Source organism: Micromonospora sp. DT63 (assembly GCF_049841615.1).
Classification (GTDB): Bacteria; Actinomycetota; Actinomycetes; order Mycobacteriales; family Micromonosporaceae; genus Micromonospora.
Window position 1 is genome coordinate 408,140 of record NZ_JBNCKQ010000002.1, and the last position, 24,123, is coordinate 432,262.

The 24,123-nt window shown below is 70.2% G+C and carries 26 protein-coding genes; 12 read left to right on the top strand and 14 right to left on the bottom strand.

Annotation, left to right across the window (positions count from 1 at the left end; all coding sequences use genetic code 11):
- Positions 1 to 39 precede the first annotated feature (39 nt).
- The gene (locus ACLQ27_RS08630) at positions 40 to 2,181 is read left to right on the top strand and encodes a prolyl oligopeptidase family serine peptidase (RefSeq protein ID WP_425866241.1); all 2,142 of its coding nucleotides are present in this window, start codon (positions 40 to 42) and stop codon (positions 2,179 to 2,181) included.
- 30 nt (positions 2,182 to 2,211) lie between these two features.
- Here ACLQ27_RS08630 and ACLQ27_RS08635 read toward each other — a convergent pair whose 3' ends face one another.
- Positions 2,212 to 3,108: an alpha/beta hydrolase gene (locus tag ACLQ27_RS08635; protein ID WP_357574642.1), complete on the bottom strand. Its 897-nt coding sequence runs from the start codon at positions 3,106 to 3,108 to the stop codon at positions 2,212 to 2,214.
- Between the two features lie 141 nt (positions 3,109 to 3,249).
- Here ACLQ27_RS08635 and ACLQ27_RS08640 point away from each other — a divergent pair, with 141 nt between their 5' ends.
- Positions 3,250 to 3,639: a MarR family winged helix-turn-helix transcriptional regulator gene (locus ACLQ27_RS08640; RefSeq protein WP_357495737.1), complete on the top strand. Its 390-nt coding sequence runs from the start codon at positions 3,250 to 3,252 to the stop codon at positions 3,637 to 3,639.
- 147 nt (positions 3,640 to 3,786) lie between these two features.
- Here the strand turns inward: ACLQ27_RS08640 and ACLQ27_RS08645 are convergent, their stop codons facing one another.
- The gene (locus tag ACLQ27_RS08645; RefSeq protein WP_357495735.1) at positions 3,787 to 4,161 is read right to left on the bottom strand and encodes a DUF805 domain-containing protein; all 375 of its coding nucleotides are present in this window, start codon (positions 4,159 to 4,161) and stop codon (positions 3,787 to 3,789) included.
- A gap of 161 nt (positions 4,162 to 4,322) precedes the next feature.
- Between ACLQ27_RS08645 and ACLQ27_RS08650 the strand changes: the two genes are divergently transcribed.
- Positions 4,323 to 4,526 carry a DUF1737 domain-containing protein gene (locus tag ACLQ27_RS08650; protein WP_357495733.1) on the top strand — a complete coding sequence of 68 codons (204 nt, stop codon included), beginning with the start codon at positions 4,323 to 4,325 and terminating at the stop codon, positions 4,524 to 4,526.
- A 72-nt stretch (positions 4,527 to 4,598) separates the two neighbouring features.
- Here the strand turns inward: ACLQ27_RS08650 and ACLQ27_RS08655 are convergent, their stop codons facing one another.
- The 9 genes from ACLQ27_RS08655 to ACLQ27_RS08695 all read right to left on the bottom strand — a co-directional run bounded on the left by ACLQ27_RS08655 (position 4,599) and on the right by ACLQ27_RS08695 (position 12,891).
- Positions 4,599 to 4,892, bottom strand: a complete 294-nt coding sequence (locus ACLQ27_RS08655) for a DUF1330 domain-containing protein (RefSeq protein WP_357495731.1) — start codon at positions 4,890 to 4,892, stop codon at positions 4,599 to 4,601.
- A 122-nt stretch (positions 4,893 to 5,014) separates the two neighbouring features.
- Entirely contained in the window at positions 5,015 to 5,560 is a 546-nt protein-coding gene (locus tag ACLQ27_RS08660; protein ID WP_425866244.1) for an AAA family ATPase, read from the bottom strand.
- 87 nt (positions 5,561 to 5,647) lie between these two features.
- The gene (locus ACLQ27_RS08665; RefSeq protein ID WP_425866246.1) at positions 5,648 to 5,959 is read right to left on the bottom strand and encodes a hypothetical protein; all 312 of its coding nucleotides are present in this window, start codon (positions 5,957 to 5,959) and stop codon (positions 5,648 to 5,650) included.
- A gap of 522 nt (positions 5,960 to 6,481) precedes the next feature.
- Entirely contained in the window at positions 6,482 to 6,775 is a 294-nt protein-coding gene (locus ACLQ27_RS08670) for a hypothetical protein (RefSeq protein WP_357574639.1), read from the bottom strand.
- A 100-nt stretch (positions 6,776 to 6,875) separates the two neighbouring features.
- The gene (locus ACLQ27_RS08675) at positions 6,876 to 8,618 is read right to left on the bottom strand and encodes an ABC transporter substrate-binding protein (RefSeq protein ID WP_357494295.1); all 1,743 of its coding nucleotides are present in this window, start codon (positions 8,616 to 8,618) and stop codon (positions 6,876 to 6,878) included.
- A gap of 146 nt (positions 8,619 to 8,764) precedes the next feature.
- A complete protein-coding gene (locus tag ACLQ27_RS08680) occupies positions 8,765 to 9,751 on the bottom strand; it encodes an ABC transporter permease (RefSeq protein WP_234583837.1) in 987 nt (328 codons plus the stop codon).
- Positions 9,752 to 9,761: 10 nt separating this feature from the next.
- On the bottom strand, positions 9,762 to 10,769 hold the full coding sequence (locus ACLQ27_RS08685) for an ABC transporter permease (RefSeq protein ID WP_357494296.1): 1,008 nt from the start codon (positions 10,767 to 10,769) through the stop codon (positions 9,762 to 9,764).
- Positions 10,766 to 11,839 carry an ABC transporter ATP-binding protein gene (locus ACLQ27_RS08690; protein WP_425866249.1) on the bottom strand — a complete coding sequence of 358 codons (1,074 nt, stop codon included), beginning with the start codon at positions 11,837 to 11,839 and terminating at the stop codon, positions 10,766 to 10,768. Before ACLQ27_RS08690 ends, ACLQ27_RS08685 begins: the two co-directional genes overlap by 4 nt.
- On the bottom strand, positions 11,836 to 12,891 hold the full coding sequence (locus ACLQ27_RS08695) for an ABC transporter ATP-binding protein (RefSeq protein ID WP_234583907.1): 1,056 nt from the start codon (positions 12,889 to 12,891) through the stop codon (positions 11,836 to 11,838). Before ACLQ27_RS08695 ends, ACLQ27_RS08690 begins: the two co-directional genes overlap by 4 nt.
- 268 nt (positions 12,892 to 13,159) lie before the next feature.
- Here ACLQ27_RS08695 and ACLQ27_RS08700 point away from each other — a divergent pair, with 268 nt between their 5' ends.
- The 6 genes from ACLQ27_RS08700 (at position 13,160) to ACLQ27_RS08725 (ending at position 20,700) form a co-directional block, all read left to right on the top strand.
- Positions 13,160 to 13,708: a Uma2 family endonuclease gene (locus tag ACLQ27_RS08700; protein ID WP_357494300.1), complete on the top strand. Its 549-nt coding sequence runs from the start codon at positions 13,160 to 13,162 to the stop codon at positions 13,706 to 13,708.
- A 32-nt stretch (positions 13,709 to 13,740) separates the two neighbouring features.
- Positions 13,741 to 15,177 (top strand): TldD/PmbA family protein, encoded by a 1,437-nt coding sequence (locus ACLQ27_RS08705; RefSeq protein ID WP_357494302.1) that lies wholly within the window; start codon positions 13,741 to 13,743, stop codon positions 15,175 to 15,177.
- Positions 15,178 to 15,235: 58 nt separating this feature from the next.
- Positions 15,236 to 16,642, top strand: a complete 1,407-nt coding sequence (locus ACLQ27_RS08710) for a TldD/PmbA family protein (RefSeq protein ID WP_425866252.1) — start codon at positions 15,236 to 15,238, stop codon at positions 16,640 to 16,642.
- A 246-nt stretch (positions 16,643 to 16,888) separates the two neighbouring features.
- On the top strand, positions 16,889 to 17,695 hold the full coding sequence (locus ACLQ27_RS08715) for a hypothetical protein (protein ID WP_234583842.1): 807 nt from the start codon (positions 16,889 to 16,891) through the stop codon (positions 17,693 to 17,695).
- Between the two features lie 12 nt (positions 17,696 to 17,707).
- Positions 17,708 to 19,636 carry a fumarate reductase/succinate dehydrogenase flavoprotein subunit gene (locus ACLQ27_RS08720; RefSeq protein ID WP_234583843.1) on the top strand — a complete coding sequence of 643 codons (1,929 nt, stop codon included), beginning with the start codon at positions 17,708 to 17,710 and terminating at the stop codon, positions 19,634 to 19,636.
- Positions 19,633 to 20,700, top strand: a complete 1,068-nt coding sequence (locus ACLQ27_RS08725) for a succinate dehydrogenase/fumarate reductase iron-sulfur subunit (protein ID WP_425866254.1) — start codon at positions 19,633 to 19,635, stop codon at positions 20,698 to 20,700. Before ACLQ27_RS08720 ends, ACLQ27_RS08725 begins: the two co-directional genes overlap by 4 nt.
- Before the next feature lie 129 nt (positions 20,701 to 20,829).
- Here ACLQ27_RS08725 and ACLQ27_RS08730 read toward each other — a convergent pair whose 3' ends face one another.
- Positions 20,830 to 21,270 carry a (deoxy)nucleoside triphosphate pyrophosphohydrolase gene (locus tag ACLQ27_RS08730; RefSeq protein WP_425866256.1) on the bottom strand — a complete coding sequence of 147 codons (441 nt, stop codon included), beginning with the start codon at positions 21,268 to 21,270 and terminating at the stop codon, positions 20,830 to 20,832.
- A gap of 183 nt (positions 21,271 to 21,453) precedes the next feature.
- Here ACLQ27_RS08730 and ACLQ27_RS08735 point away from each other — a divergent pair, with 183 nt between their 5' ends.
- The gene (locus tag ACLQ27_RS08735; protein ID WP_007464924.1) at positions 21,454 to 21,762 is read left to right on the top strand and encodes a 4a-hydroxytetrahydrobiopterin dehydratase; all 309 of its coding nucleotides are present in this window, start codon (positions 21,454 to 21,456) and stop codon (positions 21,760 to 21,762) included.
- Here the strand turns inward: ACLQ27_RS08735 and ACLQ27_RS08740 are convergent.
- Entirely contained in the window at positions 21,749 to 22,171 is a 423-nt protein-coding gene (locus tag ACLQ27_RS08740; RefSeq protein WP_425866259.1) for a VOC family protein, read from the bottom strand. The two genes, ACLQ27_RS08735 and ACLQ27_RS08740, sit on opposite strands and share 14 nt — an antisense overlap.
- Positions 22,168 to 22,521, bottom strand: coding sequence for a DUF1801 domain-containing protein (locus ACLQ27_RS08745; protein ID WP_425866260.1), 354 nt, complete (start codon positions 22,519 to 22,521; stop codon positions 22,168 to 22,170). The genes ACLQ27_RS08740 and ACLQ27_RS08745 overlap by 4 nt, the downstream gene beginning before the upstream one ends.
- 115 nt (positions 22,522 to 22,636) lie before the next feature.
- Between ACLQ27_RS08745 and ACLQ27_RS08750 the strand changes: the two genes are divergently transcribed.
- A complete protein-coding gene (locus tag ACLQ27_RS08750; RefSeq protein WP_425866262.1) occupies positions 22,637 to 23,521 on the top strand; it encodes a LysR family transcriptional regulator in 885 nt (294 codons plus the stop codon).
- Positions 23,522 to 23,644: 123 nt separating this feature from the next.
- Complete coding sequence (locus tag ACLQ27_RS08755; RefSeq protein ID WP_203147864.1) at positions 23,645 to 24,007, top strand: PH domain-containing protein; 363 nt, start codon at positions 23,645 to 23,647, stop codon at positions 24,005 to 24,007.
- Positions 24,008 to 24,123 lie beyond the last annotated feature (116 nt).

The window sequence follows — 24,123 nt, forward strand, 5'->3', positions numbered from 1 at the left end:
CGGCCACATCACGCCCGGCGCGGCTCTACGATTTGGCCTGTGGACTTTCCGGAGCTGGCCGCCCGCACCCGCCGGTTCAGCCACGGTGCGCCGCGCGCCGTCTCCGTGGCCGAAGACGGCTCCCGGGTGATCTTCCTGCGCTCCGCCGGCCCGGAGGATCCGGCGGACGCGCTCTGGCTGCTGGACGTGGCGACCGGCGAGGAACGCCTGGTGGCCGACCCGGCGACCCTGCTGGGCGCCGAGGGTGACGTGCGGGCGCTCTCCCCGGGTGAGCGGGCGCTGCGGGAACGGCTGCGGCTCACCGCCGCCGGCATCGGCTCGTACGCGTTGGACGCCGCCGGCCGGATCGCGGTGTTCGCGCTGGCCGGTCGGCTGTTCCGGGCCGATCTGGTGCACGGTGACGTGGTGGAGGTGGCCGCCGTCGGTCCGGTGCTGGATCCTCGACCGGATCCGACCGGGGAACGCCTGGCGTACGTGACCGACGCGGCCGGTGGCGTGCGCCGGGGTGAGCTGCGCGTCATCGAGGCCGATGGCACGGACACCCTGCTGGCCGGCGAGGACGCCGGAGTCAGCTGGGGTCTGGCCGAGCACATCGCGGCTGAGGAGTTCGGCAGGTACCGGGGCTACTGGTGGGCCCCGGACGGGCGGATGGTGCTCGCCGCCCGGGTGGACGAGTCCCGGCTGGACCGCTGGCACCTGCACGACCCGGCCGAGCCGGCCAGCCCGCCGACGGCCGTCGCGTATCCCCGGGCCGGCGGCCCGAACGCCGAGGTCAGCCTGCACCTGCTGGACCTGGACGACGGCTGGGTCGACGTGCACTGGGACCGCGAGACCTACCCGTACCTGACCGGGGTGAGCTGGGGCGAGGGCAGCCCGCTGATCACCGTGCTGCGCCGCTCGCAGCAGCACGGCCTGGTGCTCGCGGTGGACCCGCGCACCGGTGAGACGCAGGTGCACGCCGAGCTGGCCGATCCGCGCTGGGTGGAGCCGATCGCCGGCACACCTGCCCACCTGCCCGACGGCCGGGTGCTGGTCGGCGGCGAACTGGCCCACGACGGGTACGACGCCCGCTGTCTGTTCGCCGACGGCACCCTGCTCACTCCCCCGTCGCTGTACGTGCGGCGGGTGGTGGGCCGGCTGCCGGCCGTCAGCGGTCCCGCCGACCTGCTGGTCGAGGCGAGTGACGGCGAGCCGAGCGAGCGGCACCTGTTCCGGGTCCGTACGACAATCGGGGGCGGGGTGGACGCCCGGCGGCTCACCACCGACTCGGGCTGGCACACCGCTGCCGTCGGCGGGGACGTCCTGGTGGTGGGGACCGCCTCGCTGGACCATGCCGGGGTGCGGTGGACGGTGTCGCGCGGCGGGCAGGAGCTGGCCGAGCTGCGATCACTGGCCGCCAACCCGCCGTACTCTCCGCTGCCCCTGCTGGAGCGGGTGACCGACCGGCGGCTGCCGGCGGCGGTGCTCTACCCCGACAACCATGTGACGGGCCGGCGGCTGCCGGTGCTGCTGGACATCTACGGCGGTCCGGGACACCAGGAGGTGGTGGCGGCCCGGGCCGCGTGGCTGGAGCGGCAGTGGTGGGCCGACGCCGGGTTCGCGGTGGTCACGATCGACAACCGGGGTACGCCGGGCGTGGCGCCGTCGTTCGAGAAGGCGATCCACCGGCGGGTCGCCGACGTGATCCTGACCGACCAGATCGACGCGCTGACCGCGCTCGCCGGCAAGCATCCGGACCTGGACCTGGGCCGGGTGGGGGTGCGCGGCTGGTCGTTCGGCGGGTGGCTGGCCGGGTTGGCGGTGTTGCGCCACCCGGAGCTGTTCAAGTGCGGGATCGCGGGCGCACCGGTGACCGACTGGGCGCTGTACGACACCGCGTACACCGAGCGTTATCTCGGCCTGCCGGAGGACGGCACGGACGTGTACGCGCACCACTCGCTGATCGAGTTGGCGGCGGAGCCGGTCACCGGGCCGGACCAGGCCCGCCCGTTGCTGCTGGTGCACGGCCTGGCCGACGACAACGTGGTGGCCGCGCACACGCTCCGGCTCTCCGCGGCCCTGCTGAGCACCGGCCGCCCGCACGCCGTGCTGCCGCTGACCGGCGCCACCCACATGGCCGCGAACGGCACCGCCGAGCGGCTGCTGCCGCTGGAGCTCGACTTCCTCCGCACCCACCTGTGAGGTCGGGTCCGCCGCAACGAGGTCGTCGCCTCAGGCGCTCAGCTGCTGGCTGAGGAACAGGGCGGCGCGGTCGAGCGCATGGTCCGCCTCGTCGAGTTGACCGACGAAGGACTGGAACACGTGCGGTACCCCGGCCGTGATGTCGAGGATGACGTCGACCTCGGCGTCACGGGCGCGTTCGGCGAGCCGTACCGAATCGTCGAGCAGCAGTTCGTTGGTTCCCACCTGCAGCAGCAGCGGCGGGAAGCCGGTCAGATCGGCCAGGACCGCCGGGGCGAGCAGTTCCTGGTTCGGATCCTGCCCGCCGAGGTACAGCGCGCCCGTGTGAGCCATGCTCTCGCTGGTGAAGAGGGGGTCGACACCGGCCTTGGTCGTCATGCTCGCGCCCGTGCGGGTGTGGTCGAGACCGGGTGAGAACGCGACGATGGCGCCGGGCATCGGCAGTCCGGCCCTTCTCGCGGCGAGCGTGGTCGTCACGGACAGGCCACCACCTGCCGAGTCGCCGGCGAAGGCGATGGACTGTGGGTTCACCCCGGCGTCCAGCAGCGCCTGGTACGCGTCGAGGCAGTCCTCGATCGCGGCGGGGAACGGGTGTTCCGGCGCGAGCCGGTAGTCCAGTGACAGCGCGCGGAATCCGGTCCGGAGGACCAGGCTGGCGGTCAGCCCCATCGCCGTCCGCGGAGAGCCGACGGAGAACGAGCCGCCGTGGAAGTACAGGATGGTGCCCGGACGTGTCTCGCCCTCCGGTTCCACGAGCACCGCGGCCCGTTCGCCGAGCGTCGTGTCGGACGTGCGCACCTTCGGTACCGGGAACATCGCCATCAGCTCCGCGAAGTCGCGGCGCATCTGCTCGATCGGGAGTGGGGTGAAGCCCTGCGAGCCGCGCCGCAGCATGGCGTCGATGGTTGCGCGCTGTGCCTTGCTCATGGTGGTACTCCTTCGAGGCCCTGCCGTAATCTACATGCCGTGGAAGATAATTTACCTGCCACGGCATGCAATGACCCTGCGACGGCGGCAACTGCGACGTTCTTCAGTGATCTGGTCCGGTGCGAGACCCGCCTCTACAACATGCTGAACGACCTGCAGCGGAGCCGACACGGGATCGCGGCATCGCAGTTCGAGTTCCTGCGCCATCTACGCGCGCACCCGGGCGCACGCGTCGCCGACCTCGCCGAGTTCTTCGCCATCGGCGTCGGCGCGACAAGCAAAGGTGTCGACCGCCTGGAGGGACGGGGGTGGGTCAGGCGCATCCCCAACCCCGCGGACCGACGCTCCTCGCTGCTGGAACTTACCGACGCCGGCCGCGCCCTCGTCGACGACGCGGAGAGCACCTTCGCGACCATCACCGAACTCATCCAGGCAGCACTCGGACCCGCACAGTTCGACGCCGCGGCGGACGCGCTGCGGATGCTGCGGACCGCCCTCGAACGCGACAAGATCGGCAACCCGGTCGGCTGACCGTCTGCGGCTTCTGGGCGCAGGCGTCGTCCTCATCGGCGTGCGCCGCGGGCACCTCGACGACGAAGGTCCCCTTCCGACAGCCCTGTCGGAAGGGGACCTTCCTGCCCGGTCTCGGATCCGCGCGCGGTGTGGCGCGGAAAGCGGTCAGCCCTTGGGGCTGGGGCCGAAACGGTTGGCTCCGGGCGTGCCGTCCTGCACGAAGAACACGATCAGGACGATGGCGCCCACGAGCGGCACCAGGCCGATCAGCACCCACCACCCCGTCCGGTCGGTGTCGTGCAGGCGCCGCACCGCGACAGCGAGCGTCGGCAGCAGCAGCACCAGGGAGGCGATAAGACCGATGACACCGCTCGTCGAACCGTCCACGAAGGTCAATCCGAGAGCGCTGTCCAGAATGGCCGCGACAATACCGACGAGGATGGAGAACAGAGCGAACCACCAGTACTCAGACCGGCGGGCCCGACCCGTGAAACCGACGTACTGACTGAAGACCGATTTGATGGCGGCACCGAATGACATGACTATCTCCCGTTTGCGAGGGGCTTTCAAGGTCATCGCGAAGGCAGCCAAACAGATCGATGTGACGGGGTCAACGGCCGAGCGGCCGAGGCGCAGTAGCCGCAGCGCCCACAAAACCAGCCGAGGCGCGGCTTCGGCCGCCGGGCAGGGACAATGCGACGATGTCGGACCTCACGAAGCCACTCGGCTACCGCCTCATCACCGGACGAGATGACGCCGAATTCTGCGCCCGCGTCAGCGCGCTCCTCGATCAGGGCTATCGGCTGCACGGCTCGCCGGCGCTGACCTTCGACGGCGAACGCGTCATCGCCGCCCAGGCGGTGGTGCTGCCGCGCTCCGTCGGCCCGGAGGCGGCCACTGGCTGATCCGCACCTACGGCTCGTGCCGCCGGCCGGTCGCCGCTCTTCGCGGCGCAGGAATCGGCGCGGTCGACCCGGTCAGTCGATGCCTTCGATGATGCGGAAGTCGCGCTCCACGCCGTCGGAGAGGGCGGCCAGCGCCTCCTGGTAGGCCTCACTCTCGTGTGCCGCGACGGCCTGTTCGAAGCTGTCGAACTCGACCAGGATGGTGCGCTCGGCGATTCCGGCGTCATGTGCGACGACCCGACCACCGCGGGCAAGGGTCCGCCCGCCCCCGGCCGCGACCGCTGAAGCGGCCAGCTTGTTGTAGGCAGCCAGCTTCTCCGGGTCGGGAATGGTGCGGTAGGCACTGACCCAGTAGCCCTTGGCCACGGAACCCCAGTGTTCTTTGCGAGACCGACCGGGACAGGGGCGCGGTGGTGTCAGGCTACCCACCGGGCCGGTACCGAGTGGGTCGCGGTGGCTTCGTAGGCGGCGGTGTGGTCGCTGCGGTATCAGGCCCGCAGGGAGACCGACGGTGGCCAGCGATGTGTGCGCCACTCGTTCCAGGTCGCGAATCCAGCCGGCGGGTCGTCAATGGGTTCGCTGCCGTCCAGCTCACCTGGCGTGGGGATGTCGATGCTGGCAGTCCACTCGGCGAGTTCCTCGTCGGACATGGGCCATGTCGTGTGTGGCGCTTCAGCCTGGCGCTCATCGATTCGTCTGCGCTGCTCGGCAGGGGCGAGTTCGAAGTAGCGCATCTGCACCGTCGCGCCCAGGTCCGCAGCGGCCTGCCGTAGGGCGGAGCGCTCGTCGCGACTCCACAGACCGTAGTCGATCACCACATTGTTGCCGAGTTCGAGAGCGCGCAGCCCGATCTCGATGAGCCGTCCCTCGATCACGTCCTGAGCCGCTGGCGGATTCTCGGGACCGTAGAGCGCCTTCACCCACTCGTCCTTCGTCAGGCGAAGGGCCCTGCACTCGACCTCCATACGCCGGGCAGCTGTGGTCTTCCCGGTGCACGGCAGGCCCACCGTCAGAAACAGCGTTGGAGTCATCATCACCCGCTTCCGTCGGGAGAGCGCCTCGGCGATCCCCGTGACCCTCGGACGCAGCGCGAGCCGGCAGCCGGCGGCGTCGCGGTCGTGTCAGTCGTCCTCGACGCGGCCGGTCGTGGGGTCGACCATGGCCAGGAAGTCGCGAATGTTCTCCCGGTGCTCCTCGACCGACAGGCCGGCGGTGGGACTCATGCCGAAGCCGTAGCCGGGGTTCGGCCCGCTGAGCCACGTGTAGTCGGTGCCATCGCAGTCGTTCGGGCGAAGAGCGAACGTCTCGCCATCGACGTCGAGCGTGCGCGATGCGGCGTCGGCGGTGCCTTCGGTCTCGGGACGCAGGCCGGGAACGGCCTGCGCGGGGGTGTCCCGGTCGCCGATGCCGTCATCTGGGTAGCTCTCCGCCATGTGCCCATCTTCGTGGAACTGCCGGCCCGCCGCACCGATCCGCCACTGTCGGCGCCGGATCGCGGGCTACCTGGGCGACCACGTGCCGGACGGCTGGCCGGTAGCTGATCTCGGCGGGGGGCGATGCGCTCGGCCCCTACCAGGACCCGGGCCGCGTGGGCTGGGTCGTCCATTTGGAGGTACGCGCGCGCCGCGTCGATCAGGTGCGCGCCGCGGTGCTCGACCGGCAGCCAACGCCACCCATCCCTCGCGATCGCCTTCTCGTGCCGAGTGGCCGCTTCCGGCCCGTCGCCCAACTCCACCGCGGCGGCGACCGCGCCACCTCGACAGCCGCCGGCCCGAACGCCGTCCGATAGTGGTCGTGCCCGTCGCCCAGCTCGGCGGCCTCGTCCGGCAGGCGACAGGCCATTCGGTCGTCACCCGCCCTGGCGGCCGCTTCTCGCTAATCGAGACTCGCAATCTTGGACAGTTTCCGTTAGGACGTAACGGAAACTGTCCAAGATCTGCGGCTAGGGCTTCATCTCAGTCGTCCTCGACGCGCCCGGTCGTAGGATCGACCATGGCCAGGTAGTCACGGATGTTTTTCCGGTGCTCGTCGAGCGACAGGCCGCGAGTCGGACCGACACCGAATCCGTAGCCGGGCCTCGGCCCGCTGAGCCACGTGTAGTCGGTGCCGTCGCACTCGTTCGGGCGGAGAACGAACGTCTCCCCGTCGACGTCAACCGTGACCGACGTCGCGTCGTCCGTAGGTACCGGCCGCAGGCCGGGTACGGCGTTCCGATCGACATCGCCGTCATCGGGGTAGCTGGGCTTCACATGGCCATCATCGCGCGGCAAAGACCACCTGCCGGCGAAACGGCGAGGACCCCCTCCCGACGACGCTGTCGGAAGGGGGCCCTGCCTGCCTGCGAGATGCCTACGGCTTGACGTACGCGTTGACGAACGACGGGTAGCCGAAGACGCTGGAGATGAAGACCCCGCCGGTTTTGGACCCGTGCACGTTGTAGGCCACGTCGACGAAGAGCGGCACCACCGGCGCGTGCTCCTTCATGATCCGCTCGTCCAGCTTGGCCCACTCCGGGCCCTGCTCGGCGGCCGGCATGGCCGAGATGCGGTCCATCTCGGCGTTGACCGCCGGGTCGTTGAAGTAGGACTGGTTGCTGTTGCCCTCGGCCTTGATGGTGCGGCCGTCGTAGAGCACCGGCAGGATCGACGCCCCGCTGGGCCAGTCCGCCGCCCAGTTACCGATGTACAGGTCCCAGGGGTTGTCCTTCTTCTTGATCTCGTCGAGCTTGGCGTCGTCCGAGATGTTCCGCAGCGTGATCTTGAAGCCGGCGCGCTCCAGGTTGGCCTTGAGCTGCGCGCCCTGCTGCTGCTCGGTCGAGTTGTCGGCGACACCGAGGACCAGCTCGGGCGTCTTGCCGCCGAGCAGTTCCTTGGCCTTGTCGACGTTGCCGTTGGCGCCCGCCGGGTACGCGTCGTACGCCTTGTAGCCGATGGTGGCCGACGGCATCAGCGTGGTCATCGGCGCGGCGACGGTCTGCCCGCCCATGGCCTTGATGAGGCCCTCGCGGTCGATGGCGTAGTTGAGCGCCTGACGCACCGTCAGGTCGGTGACCCGCTGGTTGTTGATGACGAGCTGGTTGGCGCTCGGCGTCGGGGAGAGGATGGTGCGCGACTTGAGCGCGGCGTCCCCGGCCACCTTGGCGACCAGCGAGGCGGGCACGGTGTTGAAGGCGAGCGCGCTCTGGTCGGCGCCGTTGTCGGCGATCACCCGGTTGTTGGCGGCGTCCGCGGTCGGGCCGAAGGTCCACACGAACTGGTCCGGGTACTGGTGCCGGACCGGGTCGGTCTTCGGGTCCCAGTTGGGGTTGCGGTCGAGGGTGATCTGCACGCCGACCTGGTTCTTGGCGACCTTGTACGGGCCGGACGAGAACGGCTGCTTGTCCAGGTCGACGCCGGTGTCCTTGTCCGCCGGCAGCGGCGCGGTGGTCGGCAGCGAGACCGCGAACGGCAGGTCACAGCGGGGCTTGGAGAACTCGAAGCGCAGAGTCTTGGCGTCCGGCGTGCTCAGGCCCGGCGGCAGCGACGTCTTGTTCTTCTTGAAGTCCCACTTGGTGTCGAACTGCGGGGTGTCGGCCAGCCACTCCTGGATGTAGGTGGGGCCGCCGGACAGGTCCGGGTCGAAGGAGCGGGCGATGCCGTACGCGATCTCCTTGGCGGTGATCGGCCGGCCGTCCTCGAACTTCACCCCGTCCTTGACGGTGAATTCCCAGACCTTGCAGTCGTTGTTGACGTTCTTGCCCGGCGTCTCGGCCAGGTCACCGACGAGGACGAGGCCGCCCTTGCCGTCGTCCTTCCAGGTGGTCAGGTAGCGGGCGAAGAGCGGGTTGGTCATCAGACCGGCGAACGAGTACGTCCGCTGCGGGTCCAGGTGGGAGATCGGCGACTCCCGGATGATGGTGAAGGTGCCGCCCTTCGCGGCGCCGCTCACCTCCGCAGCCGGGCCCTGCGAGTCCTTCGGGTCGGTCGCGATGACCCCGGTCTGCTGCCGTTCGGTGTCCACGGTGGTGCCCTCGCCCGTGTTCTTCGAGCACGCACCCAATGCCACCACCAGAGCGATCGCGCCGCCTGCGGCAGCCACCACGCGTGGTCTCATGAAGTACCCCCTTCACCCATGTGCCGTGCGGTTTCGCCGGGGCGAGAACCGCCGACGTCCCGAGGATCGTAAGGAAGAAAACCTACGAGTTGTGTAACAGTTGTCGATAAATTTCGCCACCAGCCGTGCGGTGACCGTCCAACACGTCAGCGCAGCCGGACCCGGGGGTCGATGGCCGCGTAGAGCAGGTCCACCAGGACGTTCGCCAGCACCACGAAGACGGCCGCGATCAGCACGGTGGCCATGATGGTGGGCAGGTCGCCGGAGCGCACCGCGTCCACTGCCGTACGCCCCAGCCCCTGGATGCCGAACGTCGTCTCGGTGATCACCGTGCCGCCCAGCGCCCCGCCCACGTCCAGGCCGGCGATGGTCACCACCGGGGTGATCGCCGCGCGCAGCGCGTGCCGCCCGTACACGGTGGGTTTGGCCAGGCCCTTGGCCCGTGCGGTCCGGACGAAGTCCTCCGACAGCGTCTCCAGCATCTGCGCCCGCGACAACCGGGCGTAGATGGCCGAGAAGAGGAAGGCCAGCGCCACCCAGGCGAGCACCAGCCCACTGGCCCACTTCGCCGGATTGTCGAACAGGGAGGTGTAGCTGGGCACCGGCAGCAGCCGCAGGTTGTAGACGAACACCAGCAGCAGCACCGCGCCCACGAAGTAGAGCTGCAACGACGCGCCGGTCAGTGAGAAGCCGATGGCCAGGCGGTCCAGCCAGGTGCCCCGGCGCAGCGCCGAGATCATGCCCAGCCCCACCCCGAGCAGCAGCCAGAGGATCGCCGCGGGGATCACGATGCTCAGCGTCACCGGCAGCACCCGGGCGATGGTGTCCGAGACCGCCTCGTTGGAGACGTACGACCAGCCCAGGCAGGGGGCGTCGCACCGGCCGCCCTGGGCGCTGCCCAGGTCACGACCGGTGACGATGCCCTTCATGTAACCGGCGTACTGGCTGATCAGCGGGTCGTTGAGGCCCAGGTCGTCGCGGACGCGCTCGAGCCGCTCCGGGTTGCAGTTCTTCGGGCACATGCCGGTCACGGGGTCACGCGGCAGGGCGAAGAACATCAGGAAGGTCAGCACGCTCACCGCGAACAGAGTCAGCGTCGCGGAGAGCAGCCGCTTGATCAGAAACCGTGACATGAGTCCACCCCTACCGGGACGACTTCGGGTCGAGCGCGTCCCTCAACGCGTCGCCGAAGAGGTTGAAGGCGAACACCAGCGCGAAGATCGTGATGCCCGGGAAGAACACGTACGCCGGGTCGGTCTGGAGGAAGTCCAGACTGTCGTAGATCATCCGGCCGAAGCTCGGCGTCTCGTCGCTGAGCCCGACGCCGATGAACGACAGCGCGGCCTCACTGGTGATGAACTGCGGCACCGCGAGGGAGAACGAGACCAGGATCGGCGCCCAGATGTTCGGCAGGAGCTGCCGGAAGATGATGTGCCCCAACCCGGCGCCGCTGGCCTTGGCCGCCTCCACGAACTCCCGCTCGCGCAGCGCGATCACCTGCCCGCGTACCAGCCGGGCCGTGCTGGTCCAGCCGAAGATGGCGAACACGGCGATCAGCACACCCACCCCGAAGGCGGACGACACCTGCCCCCGCTCGCCGTAGAAGCGCAGCGTGATGGTGGGGGTGAGCGCCAGCGCGATGATCAGGAACGGCATGGCGAGGGTCAGGTCGGTGATCCAGTTGATCACCGCGTCGAGCCAGCCGCCCAGGTAACCCGCGAGCGCACCGAGCACGATGCCGATCGTGGCGGTGATCAGCGCCGCGGCGAACGCGATGAACAGCGACGTCCGCAGCCCGTAGATCAACCGGATGAAGATGTCCCGGCCCAACCCGGGCTCCAGCCCGAACCAGTGGTCCCCGGTGACACCGCCGACGTAACCCAGCGGCATGCCGAAGCCGTCCAGCAGGTTCTGGAACTGCTCGCGCGGCCCGATCCCGTACACCATCTCGACCAGCGGGGCAGCCAACCCCAACACCATGAAGAACACCAGGAGTACGCCGCTGACCACCGCCGTCCGGTCGCGGCGTAGCCGCAGCCAGGCGAGCTGACCGGGTGAACGCCCGACAACACCCTTGATCCCGGGCCCGCCCGCGTCCGCGCTGGACTCGATCTCGGCCAGCGCCACACCCTCCACCGGGGAAAGGCTCACGACGACACCTCCTCGATGATCGCGTCAGTCGCCCCTCCGGCCGCCGCACCCTCCGGGCTCGGGCTGGCCACGTCCCCTTCCGGGCTCGGGCTGGCCGCTTCCCCTTCGGGGAAGTGACACGCGGTGGCCTGCCGGCCGCCGTCGCGCGGCACCAGCGCCGGCGCCTCGGTGGCGCAGATGTCCTGCGCCTTCCAGCACCGGGTGCGGAACCGGCAGCCCGACGGCGGGTCCAGCGGGGTGGGCACGTCGCCGGTCAGCCGGATCCGGCCCGCCGGGCCGAGCTGCGTGACGTCCGGGATGGCCGAGAGCAGAGCCCGGGTGTACGGATGCTGCGGGCGCTCGTAGATGTCCGCCCGGTCGCCGAGCTCGACGATCCGCCCCAGGTACATGACCGCCACCCGCTGGCAGAAGTGCCGGACCACGGCGAGGTCGTGCGCGATGAACACGAACGCCAGGCCCAGCTCCCGTTGCAGGTCGCGCAGCAGGTTGACGACCTGCGCCTGGATCGAGACGTCCAGGGCGGACACCGGCTCGTCGGCGACGATCAGCTTGGGCCGCAGGGCCAGCGCGCGGGCGATGCCGATGCGCTGGCGCTGGCCGCCGGAGAACTCGTGCGGATACCTGTTGTAGTGCTCCGGGTTCAGCCCGACCAGATCCAGCAGCTCCTGCACCCGCGCCTTGATCCCGCCCGGCGGCTTGATCCCGTTGACCTGCAACGGCATCGCCACGATCCGGCCCACGGTGTGGCGGGGGTTCAGCGACGCGTACGGGTCCTGGAAGATGATCTGGAGTTCCTGGCGCAGCGGGCGCAGCTCCCGTCGCCCGGCGTGGGTGATGTCCCGCCCCTCGAACTCGATGCTGCCGGCGGTCGGCTCCAGCAGCCGCACCAGCATCCGGCCGGTGGTCGTCTTGCCGCAGCCGGACTCCCCCACCAGGCCGAGCGTCTCGCCGGGGCGCACGTCGAAGTCGAGACCGTCGACCGCACGCACCAGGCCGGTGCCGCGCAGCCCCTGACGGACCGGGAAGTGCTTGGTCAGCCCGCGCACGCGCAGCAGTGGTTCGTCGGTCATCGGGCCACCCCCACTGATGCCACGTTCTCGGCGTAGATCGCGGCCCGTTCCTCGGCGCTCAGGTGGCAGGCCACCAGGTGGCCGTCCGCCCCGGCCGCGCGCAGCTCGGGCACCTGGGTGCGGGACCGGTCGCCGGCGCGGTCGTCGTAGCGGCAGCGCGGGTGGAAGGCGCAGCCGGTCGGCAGGTTGATCAGGCTGGGCGGGTTGCCGGGAATGGGCACCAGGTCCGCGTCCGCGTCGCCGTGCAGCGACGGCACGCTGGAGAGCAACCCCCAGGTGTACGGATGCTGCGGCGAGCGGAGCACCTGCTCGACGCTGCCGTGCTCGACGGCGCGTCCGCCGTACATCACCAGCACCTCGTCGGCGACCTGGCCGACGACGCCGAGGTCGTGGGTGATCAGGATGATCGCGGAGTGGAACTCGGCCTGGAGGTCGGCGAGCAGGTCCAGGATCTGCGCCTGCACGGTGACGTCCAGCGCGGTGGTCGGCTCGTCGGCGATCAGCAGCGCGGGGTCGTTGACCAGGGACATCGCGATCATCGCCCGTTGGCGCATCCCGCCGGAGAACTCGTGCGGGTACGCCTCGAAGCGGCGGGCCGCCTGCGGGATGCCGACCCGGTCCAGCATGTCCACCGCGCGCTGGCGGGCCTCGCGGCGGTTGGCCTTCGGGTGGTGCACCCGGTACGCCTCGGCGATCTGCCGGCCGACGCTGTAGTACGGGTGCAGCGCGGACAGCGGATCCTGGAAGATCATCGCCATGTCCCGGCCGCGCAGCCGGCGTACCTCCTCGTCGGACAGGCCGACCAGCTGCCGGCCGCCGACGGAGATCTCGCCGGTGATCGTGGCCCGCTTGGGGTCGTGCAGGCCGAGGATGGCCAGCGACGTGACGCTCTTGCCGGAGCCGGACTCGCCGACGATGCCGAGAGTGCGGCCCCGCTCGACGGCGAACGACACCCCGTCGACCGCGCGCACCACGCCGTCGGAGGTGTCGAACCGGACCCGCAGGTCACTCACCCGCAGGTAGGCGTCCTGGTCGGAGCGCTGCGCCGGCACGGCGGGACGGTCGTCCGGGTCCCCGGACGGCGACGGTTCCGAGCTGTCCACGGCCACCTCCCTCAGTGACGAAGAGAACTTACAACAAAGTCCCGAGGGTGAAAATAAGCTACAAAGTCGGCACGTGTCAGCGGGCCCGAGCGTAACGAGTCCGCATCGGCCCTGAACAGCCCTCACCTCGGGCATTCATGGTTTTCAGCGCACGTCAGGTGCGATCATTGGCCGAGCTTTCGGTAGAGGATGCCCGTGACACGAGGTGGAGGTGACGATGACCGCGGCGGTGTTCAACCACGAAGGCCCGTGGAGCGAAGAGGAATACCTCGCCCTCGGCGAGACGCAGCAACGCGTCGAACTCTTCGACGGGAGCCTCCACGTGACCCCAGCCCCCACCCCCCGACACCAGAACATCTCCGGCGAGCTACGCGCGGTGCTACGAGTCCCGGTTCGCGAAGCCGGCCTGCACGTCCTGGAAGCTGTGAACGTCCGCCTCCGGCCTGGCCGGATTCCGATCCCCGATCTTGTCATCACCGGCCCGATCGACTTCGACGAACTCAATGTCGAGGCGGGGGACGTGCGGCTGGTCTGCGAGATCATCTCGCCGAGCAACGCGTCGACTGACAAGGTGCTCAAGATGCACTACTACGCAGCCGCCGGCATCGAGTGGTATCTGCTGGTCGAGCAGGACAGCGGCACCATGCACCTGTACCGGCGGCGGGGCGGTCACTACACCGAGCAGTCCGTAACCCGACCGGGCGACCTGTTGATGCTCACCGAGCCGGTGAAGGCCACCATCCGGCCGGAGGATCTGCTCCCCTGACGGGTGTCGGTCGACTGGCCTAGGGTCGGTCCATGACCGAGTTCGACGCGGCCACCGCCGCCGTCCAGGCCGCCCTCGACGCGGGAGCGCGGTACGCCGACGCGCGGGTGATGCACCGCCGCTACGAGTCGATGACCGCGCGCAACGGCGACGTGGAGGAACTGACCCAGGACGAGAGCATCGGGCTGGGCGTCCGGGCGTTGGTCGGCGCGAGCTGGGGCTTTCACGCCGTACCCGATCTGTCGGACGCCGCCGCCCGCGACGCCGGCCGGCGCGCGGCCCGGACCGCGATGGCGAGCGCGCGGGTGCCGGGCCCGCCGGTCGACCTGGTCGCGGTCGAGGCGGTCGCGGCGAGCTGGGCCTCGGACTGCCGGATCGACCCGCTCGGGGTGCCCCTGTCGGACAAGGGCGACCTGCTGGTCGCCGCGACCCGCACGATGGCCGAGCACGGAGCCGACCTGGCCGAGGGGCTCTACCAGATCTGGGACACCGCGAAGTGGTTCGTCTCCAGCGAGGGCCACCGGATCGACCAACGGATCCGTGAGTGCGGCGGCGGCATCTCGGCCACCTCGATCGGTGACGGCGAGACGCAGCGGCGCTCCTGGCCCAGCTACCGGGGGCAGTACGGCACCACAGGCTGGGAGCTGGTCGAGTCGCTCGACCTGGCCGCGCACGCCGCGCAGATCGCCGAGGAGTCCCGGGCGCTGCTCACCGCGCCGCAGTGCCCGGCCGGCGAGACGGATCTGATCCTCGGCGGCGAGCAGTTGGCCCTGCAGATCCACGAGTCGGTCGGGCACGCCATCGAACTGGACCGGATCCTCGGCTGGGAGGCCGCGTTCGCCGGCACGTCCTGGCTGGACCTGGCCCAGCTCGGCTCGCTGCGCTACGGCTCCGAGCTGATGAACATCACCATCGACCCGACGATCCCCGGCGCGCTGGGCAGTTTCGGCTTCGACGACGAGGGTTCCCCCGCGGTCAAGCGGGACGCGGTGCGCGACGGTCGCTGGGTGGGAGTGCTCGCCGGCCGGGACTCGGCCGCAGTGGCCGGCCTCGACTACGGCGGCAGCGTCCGCGCCGACGGGTGGGCCCGACTGCCGATGGTGCGGATGACCAACGTCGGCCTGGAACCGGGCCCGCACACCCTGGAGGAGATCATCGCGGCGACCGACGACGGCGTGCTGATGGACCTCAACCGGTCCTGGTCGATCGACGACAAGCGACTCAACTTCCAGTTCGGCTGCGAGGTCGGCTGGGAGATCAAGAAGGGTCGCCGAGGGCGGATGCTGCGCAATCCCACGTACACCGGGATCGGCCCGCTGTTCTGGCGCTCGATGGACATGCTCTCCGGCGAGACGGTGCCGTGGGGGACGCCCAACTGCGGCAAGGGCCAACCGGGCCAGATCGGCCACACCGGCCATCCGGCCGCGCCGGCCCGCTTCCGCAACGTCCGCGTGGGGGTGTCAGCGTGAGCGCGAGGAGTGAGCCGGTTTTGCGAGCCCCGCAGTCGCGAACAGAAGGCGGTTCAGCGTGAGCGCGAGGAGTGAGCTGGAGCTGGCCGGGCAGGTCATCGAGCTGGTTCGGCGCCTCGGCGGGCCGGCCGCACAGGCCGAGGCCGTGGTGACCCGGGCGGATCTGGCGCTGACCCGGTTCGCCAACTCGGCCATCCATCAGAACGTCGCCGAGTCCACCGTCGGGGTCCGGCTGCGGGTGCACGTCGACGGGCGCACCGCCGCCGGCAGCGGCAGCGTGGTCACCACCGACGGGTTGGGTGCGCTGGTGGAGCGCACCCTGGCGGCGGCGCGGCTCTGCCCGCCCGACCCGGGCTGGCCGGGGCTGACCCCGCCGACGCCCGCGCCGGACGCCCCGCCCGTCGACGAGGCCACCGCCCACGCCGAGCCGGACCAGCGGGCCGACCGGGTCGGCGCGTTCGTGGCCGCCGCCGGTGGCCTCACCACGGCGGGCTACTGCCGCACCGCGCACCGCTCGTCGGCGTACGCCAACTCGGAAGGGCACACCGCGTACGGTCGCTCGGCGGAGGCGGCGATGGACGGCATTGCCCGGCGCGACGGCGCGGACGGGGTGGCCCGACGCTGCGTCGACCGGCTGTCCGACCTCGACGGTGCGGAGCTGGGCGCGCACGCCGCCGCGAAGGCGCAGGCGGCGGCCGATCCGGTCGAGCTGCCGCCGGGGCGCTACGAGGTGGTGTTCGAGCCGGCCGCCGTGGCGGACCTGCTGCAGAACCTCTCCTGGTTCGGCTTCAACGGCAAGCGGTACGCGGAGCGGCAGTCCTTCGCCGAGCCGGGCGCGGCCCAGTTCGACCGGCAGGTGACCCTGGTGGACGACCCGCTCGGCGCGTCGGGTCTGCCGTTCGATGCCGAGGGCACCGGCCGGCGGGCGGTGACCCTGGTCGAGGCGGGCACCACGCGGGCGGTCGCGCACGACCGCAGGACCGCCGCCGAGGCGGGCGCGCAGTCCACCGGGCACGCGATCGCCGGCGGCGCCACCTGGGGTCCGATGGCCCGCAACCTGCGGCTCTCTCCCGTGGCGGCGGGCCCGGCCAGCGCGGTGGGCCGGAGCACCACTGGCGCGGCGGCCGGCGCGGTGGTGGACACGGACACCGCGGCCCTGGTCGCCGGGGTGCGACGCGGGCTGCTGGTCACCGATCTGTGGTACACGCGGGTGCTCGACCCGAAGAGCCTCGTCGTCACCGGGTTGACCCGCAACGGGGTCTGGCTGATCGAGGACGGCACTGTCGTCCGGGCGGTCCGCGACCTGCGGTTCACCGAGTCGTACCCCCGGGCGCTGGGGCCGGGCGCGGTGCTCGGGCTGGGCTCGCGGGCGGTGCGTCAACCGGACCGGGTGGACGGCGCCTGGTGGGCGGCGCCGTCGGTGCGGCTCGCGTCCTGGCACTTCACCGGCGGCGCCTCCGGCTGACGTTCCCGACGACGCGCCGCACAACCCGCGCACTGAGGGCTTTTCCGCAGGCCAGACACACGGGACACTCCCTTGCGCGGACGGCCCGCAGAGATCGGCGTAACGTGTGTCACTTAGCTGCGTCGGTCGATCCGGCGTGGTCGTTGGTGTGCGCATGACGTGGCAGCGGGTGCGGGTTCGCCGGTCCGCGTGCCGACCGGAGAGAGACCAGCCCGCCCGTACGGGCCCGTCGAGGAGACGACTCGAATGACTTCAACGGCAACGAGGCCGCGGGGAGCGCGGGCGCGCGCCGCCATCGCGGCGAAGACGTTGCGTACCGACCGCTGGTGGTTCGCCCCGCTGATCACCGTGATCGGTCTCAGCGCCTGGGTGGCGTACGCGACGGTCCGGGTCTTCATGCACAAGTGGTACTGGGTGGACCAGTTCCACTACCTGACCCCGTTCTACTCCCCGTGCGTGACGGACCGGTGCGTCGAGCAAGCCTCGCACTTCGGCCGGTTCCTGCCCGGCTGGTGGATCATCCCGGACGCGGCGCTGACCCTGCCGTTCCTGCTGCTGTTCCGGCTCACCTGCTACTACTATCGCAAGGCGTACTACCGGTCGTTCTGGCTGTCGCCGCCGGCCTGCGCCGTCCCGGACGGGCACAAGGAGTACGGCGGTGAGACCCGCTTCCCGCTGCTCGGCCAGAACCTGCACCGCTACTTCTTCTACGCCGCCGCGATCATCTCGCTGATCAACACGTGGGACGCGATCCTCGCCTTCCATTCGCCGAAGGGTTTCGGCTTCGGCCTGGGCAACCTCGTCCTGCTGCTCAACGTGGTGATGCTCTGGGCGTACACCATCTCCTGCCACTCCTGCCGGCACATCATCGGCGGGCGGCTCAAGCACTTCTCCAAGCACCCGGTGCGCTACCGGGCCTGGACCTTCGTCTCGGCGTTGAACGTCCGGCACATGCAGCTCGCCTGGATCACCCTCGGCACCCTCGCGCTTACCGACTTCTACGTGATGGCGCTCGCGGCCGGCTGGTTCAACGACCTGCGGTTCATCAACTAAAGGGCCCCTGACATGACCACTACCACTCGCATCGAACGACACCACTACGACGTCGTCGTCATCGGGGCCGGCGGCGCCGGTCTGCGCGCGGCCATCGAGGCCCGGCTCGCCGGCAAGAAGACAGCGATCATCTCGAAGTCGCTGTTCGGCAAGGCGCACACGGTGATGGCCGAGGGCGGCGCCGCCGCCGCGATGGGCAACGTGAACAGCCGGGACAGCTGGCAGGTGCACTTCCGCGACACCATGCGCGGCGGCAAGTTCCTCAACAACTTCCGGATGGCCGAGCTGCACGCGAAGGAGTCGCCGCAGCGGATCTGGGAGCTGGAGACGTACGGCGCGCTCTTCGACCGCACCAAGGACGGCAAGATCTCCCAGCGCAACTTCGGCGGGCACGAGTACCCCCGACTGGCGCACGTGGGTGACCGGACGGGCCTGGAGCTGATCCGCACCCTCCAGCAGAAGATCGTCTCGCTCCAGCAGGAGGACAAGCGCGAGTTCGGCTCGTACGACGCCCGGATCCGGGTGTTCTCCGAGACGACAATCACCGAGCTGCTGCTCGACGGCGACCGGGTCGCGGGCGCCTTCGGCTACTACCGCGAGTCCGGCGAGTTCATCCTCTTCGAGGCGCCGGCCGTGGTGCTGGCCACCGGCGGTGTCGGACGCTCCTACAAGGTCACCTCGAACTCGTGGGAGTACACCGGGGACGGGCACGCGTTGGCGCTGCGCGCCGGGGCGACCCTGATCAACATGGAGTTCCTCCAGTTCCACCCGACCGGCATGGTCTGGCCGCCCTCGGTGAAGGGCATCCTGGTCACCGAGTCGGTGCGTGGTGACGGTGGGGTCCTGAAGAACTCCGAGGGCAAGCGGTTCATGTTCGACTACGTCCCCGACGTCTTCCGCAAGCAGTACGCGGAGACCGAGGAGGAGGCGGACCGCTGGTACACCGACCCGGACAACAACCGCCGCCCGCCGGAGCTGCTGCCCCGCGACGAGGTGGCCCGCGCGATCAACAGCGAGGTCAAGGCCGGCCGGGGCTCCCCCGCGGGCGGTGTCTTCCTGGACATCGCGAGCCGGCGCTCGGCCGACGAGATCCGCCGCCGGCTGCCCTCGATGTACCACCAGTTCAAGGAGCTGGCCGACGTCGACATCACGGCCGAGCCGATGGAGGTTGGGCCGACCTGCCACTACGTGATGGGTGGCGTGGAGGTGGACCCGGACTCGGGTGCCGCCTTCGGCCACGTACGCGGTCTGTTCGCCGCCGGTGAGGTCTCCGGCGGCATGCACGGCTCCAACCGCCTCGGCGGCAACTCCCTGTCCGACCTGCTGGTGTTCGGCAAGCGGGCGGGCGGGCACGCGGCCAGCTACGCCGACGGGCTGTCCGCCCGGCCGAAGGTGGCCGTGGACGCGGTCGAGGCGGCCGTGGAGACCGCCCTGGCGCCGCTGCAACGGGACACCGGCGAGAGCCCGTACACCCTCCAGCAGGACCTCCAGGCGGTCATGGGGGATCTGGTCGGCATCATCCGGCGCGAGGGCGAGCTGGCCGACGCGCTGGTGCGACTGGCCGAGCTGCGCGAGCGGGTCGCCAAGGTGAGCGCCGCCGGCGGCCGGCGCTACAACCCGGGGTGGCACCTGGCCCTGGACCTGCGCAACATGCTGGTGGTCTCGGAGTGCACCGCGAAGGCGGCGCTGGAGCGGCAGGAGTCGCGCGGCGGGCATACCCGGGAGGACTATCCGGCGATGGAGCCGAAGTGGCGGCAGGTCAACCTGGTCTGCTCGCTGGACGGCGACAGCGTACGGCTGACCCGCAAGCCGCTGCCGAAGATGCGGGCGGAGCTGATCGGCCTCTTCGACCGGGCCGAGCTGGCCAAGTACCTCACCGACGAGGAGCTCGCCGACTTCGACGCTTCCGTCGCCGACGCTGGAGAGGCGGACAACCGATGAGCGCGAAGCGTCAGTTCCGGATCTGGCGGGGCGACGAGACCGGCGGCGACCTGCAGGATTACATGGTCGAGGTGAACGAGGGCGAGGTCGTCCTCGACGTCATCCACCGCCTGCAGGCCACCGACGCGCCCGATTTGGCCTGCCGGTGGAACTGCAAGGCCGGCAAGTGCGGCTCCTGCTCGATGGAGATCAACGGCAAGCCGCGACTGGGCTGCATGACCCGGATGTCGACCTTCGGCGACGAGGAGACCGTCACGGTCACGCCGCTGCGGACCTTCCCCGTCATCCGGGACCTGGTCACCGACGTCTCGTTCAACTACGAGAAGGCGCGGGAGACCCCGGCGTTCGCCCCTCCGGCGGACGTCGCCCCGGGCGACTACCGGATGCAGCAGGTCGACGTCGAGCGCTCGCAGGAGTTCCGCAAGTGCATCGAGTGCTTCCTGTGCCAGAACGTCTGCCACGTGATCCGCGACCACGAGGAGAACAAGCAGGCGTTCTCCGGCCCGCGGTACTTCATCCGGGCGGCCGAGCTGGACATGCACCCGCTGGACGCCCGGACCGACCGCAAGGAGTACGCGCAGGCCGAACAGGGCCTCGGTTTCTGCAACATCACCAAGTGCTGCACCGAGGTCTGCCCCGAGCACATCAAGATCACCGACAACGGGATCATCCCCATGAAGGAACGCGTCGTCGACCGCAGGTACGATCCCCTTGTGTGGCTTGGTAGCAAGATCTTCCGTCGGGGCGAGACGCCCCAGACCAGCGTGACCACCGCCCGTCAGGGCTCGGCGACGTCGTCGGGTGCGACCCGGGGCGGGTTGCACTCGCACGCGGGTGGCTCGCACGACCAGCGGGCCGAGGCGCAGGCGCAGGCCGGCGTCAACTGGGACCGGGAGGTGCCCCACCCGACCGCTCCGGCGGTCGACGACCGGGGTCGGCTGCCGCTGACCGAGCTCACCTTCGACCGGGCCGCCGCGCCGTCGCCGTTCGGCGACGACGTGAGCTTCCCGCTGCCTCCGGAGCACCTCAACTTCGCGCACCCGGATCAGGACGACAAGCACTGAGCAAGACCACCCGAACGGGGGCCCCGGCAATTGCCGGGGCCCCCGTCCCATTCCCCCACCCCGGCTGACCCCGTTGATCATGAAGTTATTGCCCTGGGCGACCGGCGTGTCGCCGCAATAACTTCATGATCAACGAGTGAGGAGGCGGGGGCGCAGGGCGGCGACTATCGGTGCGTCGGCGGGGAGCCAGGTGACCTCGTCCAGCTCGTCGGCGGCCAGCCAGCGCAGCGCCTGGTGCTCCAGCGCCTGCGGCTCGTCGTCGTGCAGGAGGCTGGCCGCGTACACCTTGAGCACCGAGCGGCCGTGGGCCATCCGGACGTCGCGGCCGACCCGGTCGCCGATCTCCACGCGTACGGCCAGCTCCTCGGCGCATTCCCGGATCAACGCGTCGGTCTCGGCCTCGCCGGGCTCGACCTTCCCGCCGGGGAACTCCCACATTCCGGCCACCTCTGGTGGGGCGGAACGCGCACAGGCGAGCACCCGTCCGTCCCGGATGATCGCCGCTCCCACGATCACCTTCGGGTCCCGTCGTTCGGCCTGCCCGCCGCCATTAGCCCGTTCGGTCTGCACGGGCGTCCAGGGTGCCAGATCAATCGGCGGTTTGGGTACCGACGCCGTCCGCTAGGCCAATAGAACACGGAAGTGTGGGCGTGGACACCTTTACCGAGCGACGACAGACTAGAAGGCACCGACAAGACACGGGATGGCGACGATTTGGCCACAAGCCGGCAACGGCGCTTGGGGGGTGCGGTGATGCGCGTGCTGTTCAACAGCCGAGCCAAGCACGACTACCTGTCCGACGCGTTGACCTTGCTAACCGGTTGGACGCGGGAGGGTGAACAGATCCGGCGGACGCTCGTGATCGACGATACCCAACACGCGGCGCTGACTGAACGGGTCAAGGTCGTCGCCGACGCTCTGCACCTGCGTCCCGAGATCAGCCGCCGGTCCGACAGCACCCAGATCCGGGTCGGGCACGGCAACGACGAGCCGCTGACCGAGGGCGAGGTCCTGCTGGCCGCCCGCATCGAGGACGCCTACCGGGCGGTCACCGAGTCCTGACGCCCGACTGGGCGGCCACCTCCACGTCCTGCGGATACCAGCGCAACTCCACCACGTTGCCGTCCGGGTCGCTGACGTAGATCGAGGTCGCCGAGCCGCGTGCACCGAACCGGTCGACCGGCCCGGTCAGCACCGTGAAGGCACCCGATTCGACCACCCGAGCCCAGTCCAGCGGTGCCACCACCAGGCAGAAGTGGTCGACGTTGGTGCCGTGCCGGCCGCCCTGGACGAGGTCGATGATGCTGTCGCGGCTGACCCGCACGGACGGGAACGGCGCGGTGCCCACGCGCCACTCGTCGACCCGTACCGGCGCCAGGCCGAGTTGACCGCAGTAGAAGCCCAGTGCCCGTTCCACGTCGGCGACGGTCAGCACCAGGTGGTCGAAGCCGGTCACCCGCACCGCGCTCACCTCTTTTCCAGCTCGGCTGCCGCGCGCAGCCAGTCGGTGAACAGGGCCGGGTCGATGTCGGCCACAGCGCGCAGTTTCACCGCCGCCATCGTCCCCGCACCGGGAACCAGCCGCCCAGCCGGGTCGGCGATCTCCTGCCCGCGCCACAGCCCGAACGCGACGTACGACCCGTACGCCTTGAGCAGGCAGACCGGCCGCTGGCCGACCCGGGCGCCCAACCCCCAGACCGGGTGGCCGTGCCAGATCCCGCCTGTCGCACCGGGCAGGGCCGCCGTGATGATCGGCGTCAGTTTCTCCCCTGTCTCGCGCAGTGGGTCGGCCAGGCCGGCCAGGTAGTCCTCGATGCTCATGTCGCAGCCCTTCTGTCAGGTGTTCCCTGCCGCGTTCACGATCCCCGCACGGCGGACGCCGACCAAGACCCGATGCCGCTACGATCGTTGCCCACAGGTCAACGGTGGGAGCGACGTGCTGGAGCGGTACGAGGTCGAGACGTTCCTGACGCTCGCCGAGGAACTGCACTTCGGCCGGACCGCCGAGCGGCTGACGGTCAGCACCGGGCGGGTGAGCCACGTGATCAAGAAGCTGGAGCGTCGGATCGGTGCGCCGCTGTTCGCCCGCACCAGTCGGGTCGTCCGACTCACTCCGATCGGCCGGCAACTCGCCGACGAACTGGCCCCCCTGGTCGCCGGCATGGACGAGGCCGTCCGGCGGGCTGTCGACGCCGGCCAGGGCGTCACCGGGACACTCCGGGTGGCGTTCCTCGGCGAGTGGACCGCTCCCGTGCTGCTACGGGCCGTGGCCCTGTTCGGCGAACGGCATCCCGACTGCCGGGTGGAGATGCACGAGGCGCAACTGTCCAACACCCGGTCCGGGCTGCTCGACGGCTCGACCGACGTGTTGATCGCCTCGTTCCCGTTCGACGGGATGGCCACCGGCCCGGCGCTGCTCTCCGAGGGCCGGGCGCTGGCGGTGGCGGCGGGTCACCCGCTCAGCCGGGAGGGCTCGGTGTCGCTGGAGGTGCTCGCCGATCACCCGGTGGTGCAGTACCCGGCGGTGACCTCGGCGGAGTTCAAGCGGGACCGCACCCCGGAGCGCACCCCGACCGGCCGCCCGGTTCCGAAGGGCCCGATCGGGAACACTTTCTCGGAGATGCTGTCGTTGGTAGCGCTGGGCCGGGGCGTACTGCCGGTGGGTGAGCACACGCTGCGCTACTACCCACGCCCCGACGTGGCGTACGTGCCCATCCACGACGCGCCACCGATCGAACGCGGGCCGGTCTGGCTGCCCAGCAACACCACCACCCGGGTACGCGAGTTCGTGCGCGCCGCTACCGACGCGAACGCGTCGTGAGGCACGGCGAGTTCCAGCATCCCCGCCTGGTCGCTGTCTACGAGCCCGTCGGCCACGGCGACGGTGAGTTCGTGGTCATCGCCCGGGCCGGCGGGTTGGCACCGGTTTTCTAGCCTGGAACGCATGGCGAACATCGCGTACGACCGCAAAGAGCAGGTCCAGCAGATCGAGAGCGGCCTCCTCGACGGCGAGCAGATCATCGCCGTCTACGACGCCGTCGGCACCGGCACCGGGTTCATCGGGCTGACCGACCGCCGGGTGATCATCCAGGACCGTTCCTTCGTCGGGAAGCGGTTCGCGATCACCAGCATCCCGTACTCGAAGATCACCAGCGTGAGTGTGGTCAGCAACAAGTCCTGGGGCGGCTCGTTCTTCTCCACCGGAGCGATCGCCATCCACGTCGGCACGCACACCTACGAGGTCGAGTTCCGTGGTGCGCAGAAGAGCCACCACGTACACAACGTGATCCTGCACCACATCTCCTGACCCGAAGTCCCGCCACGGGCCCGGCCGGCGTAATTGCCTTGCCGGGCCCGTGGCGTCTCTGGTGTCCTCGGTCCACCGCCGCGCGAAAGGAGCAGCCGACATGCCCCACTCGACGA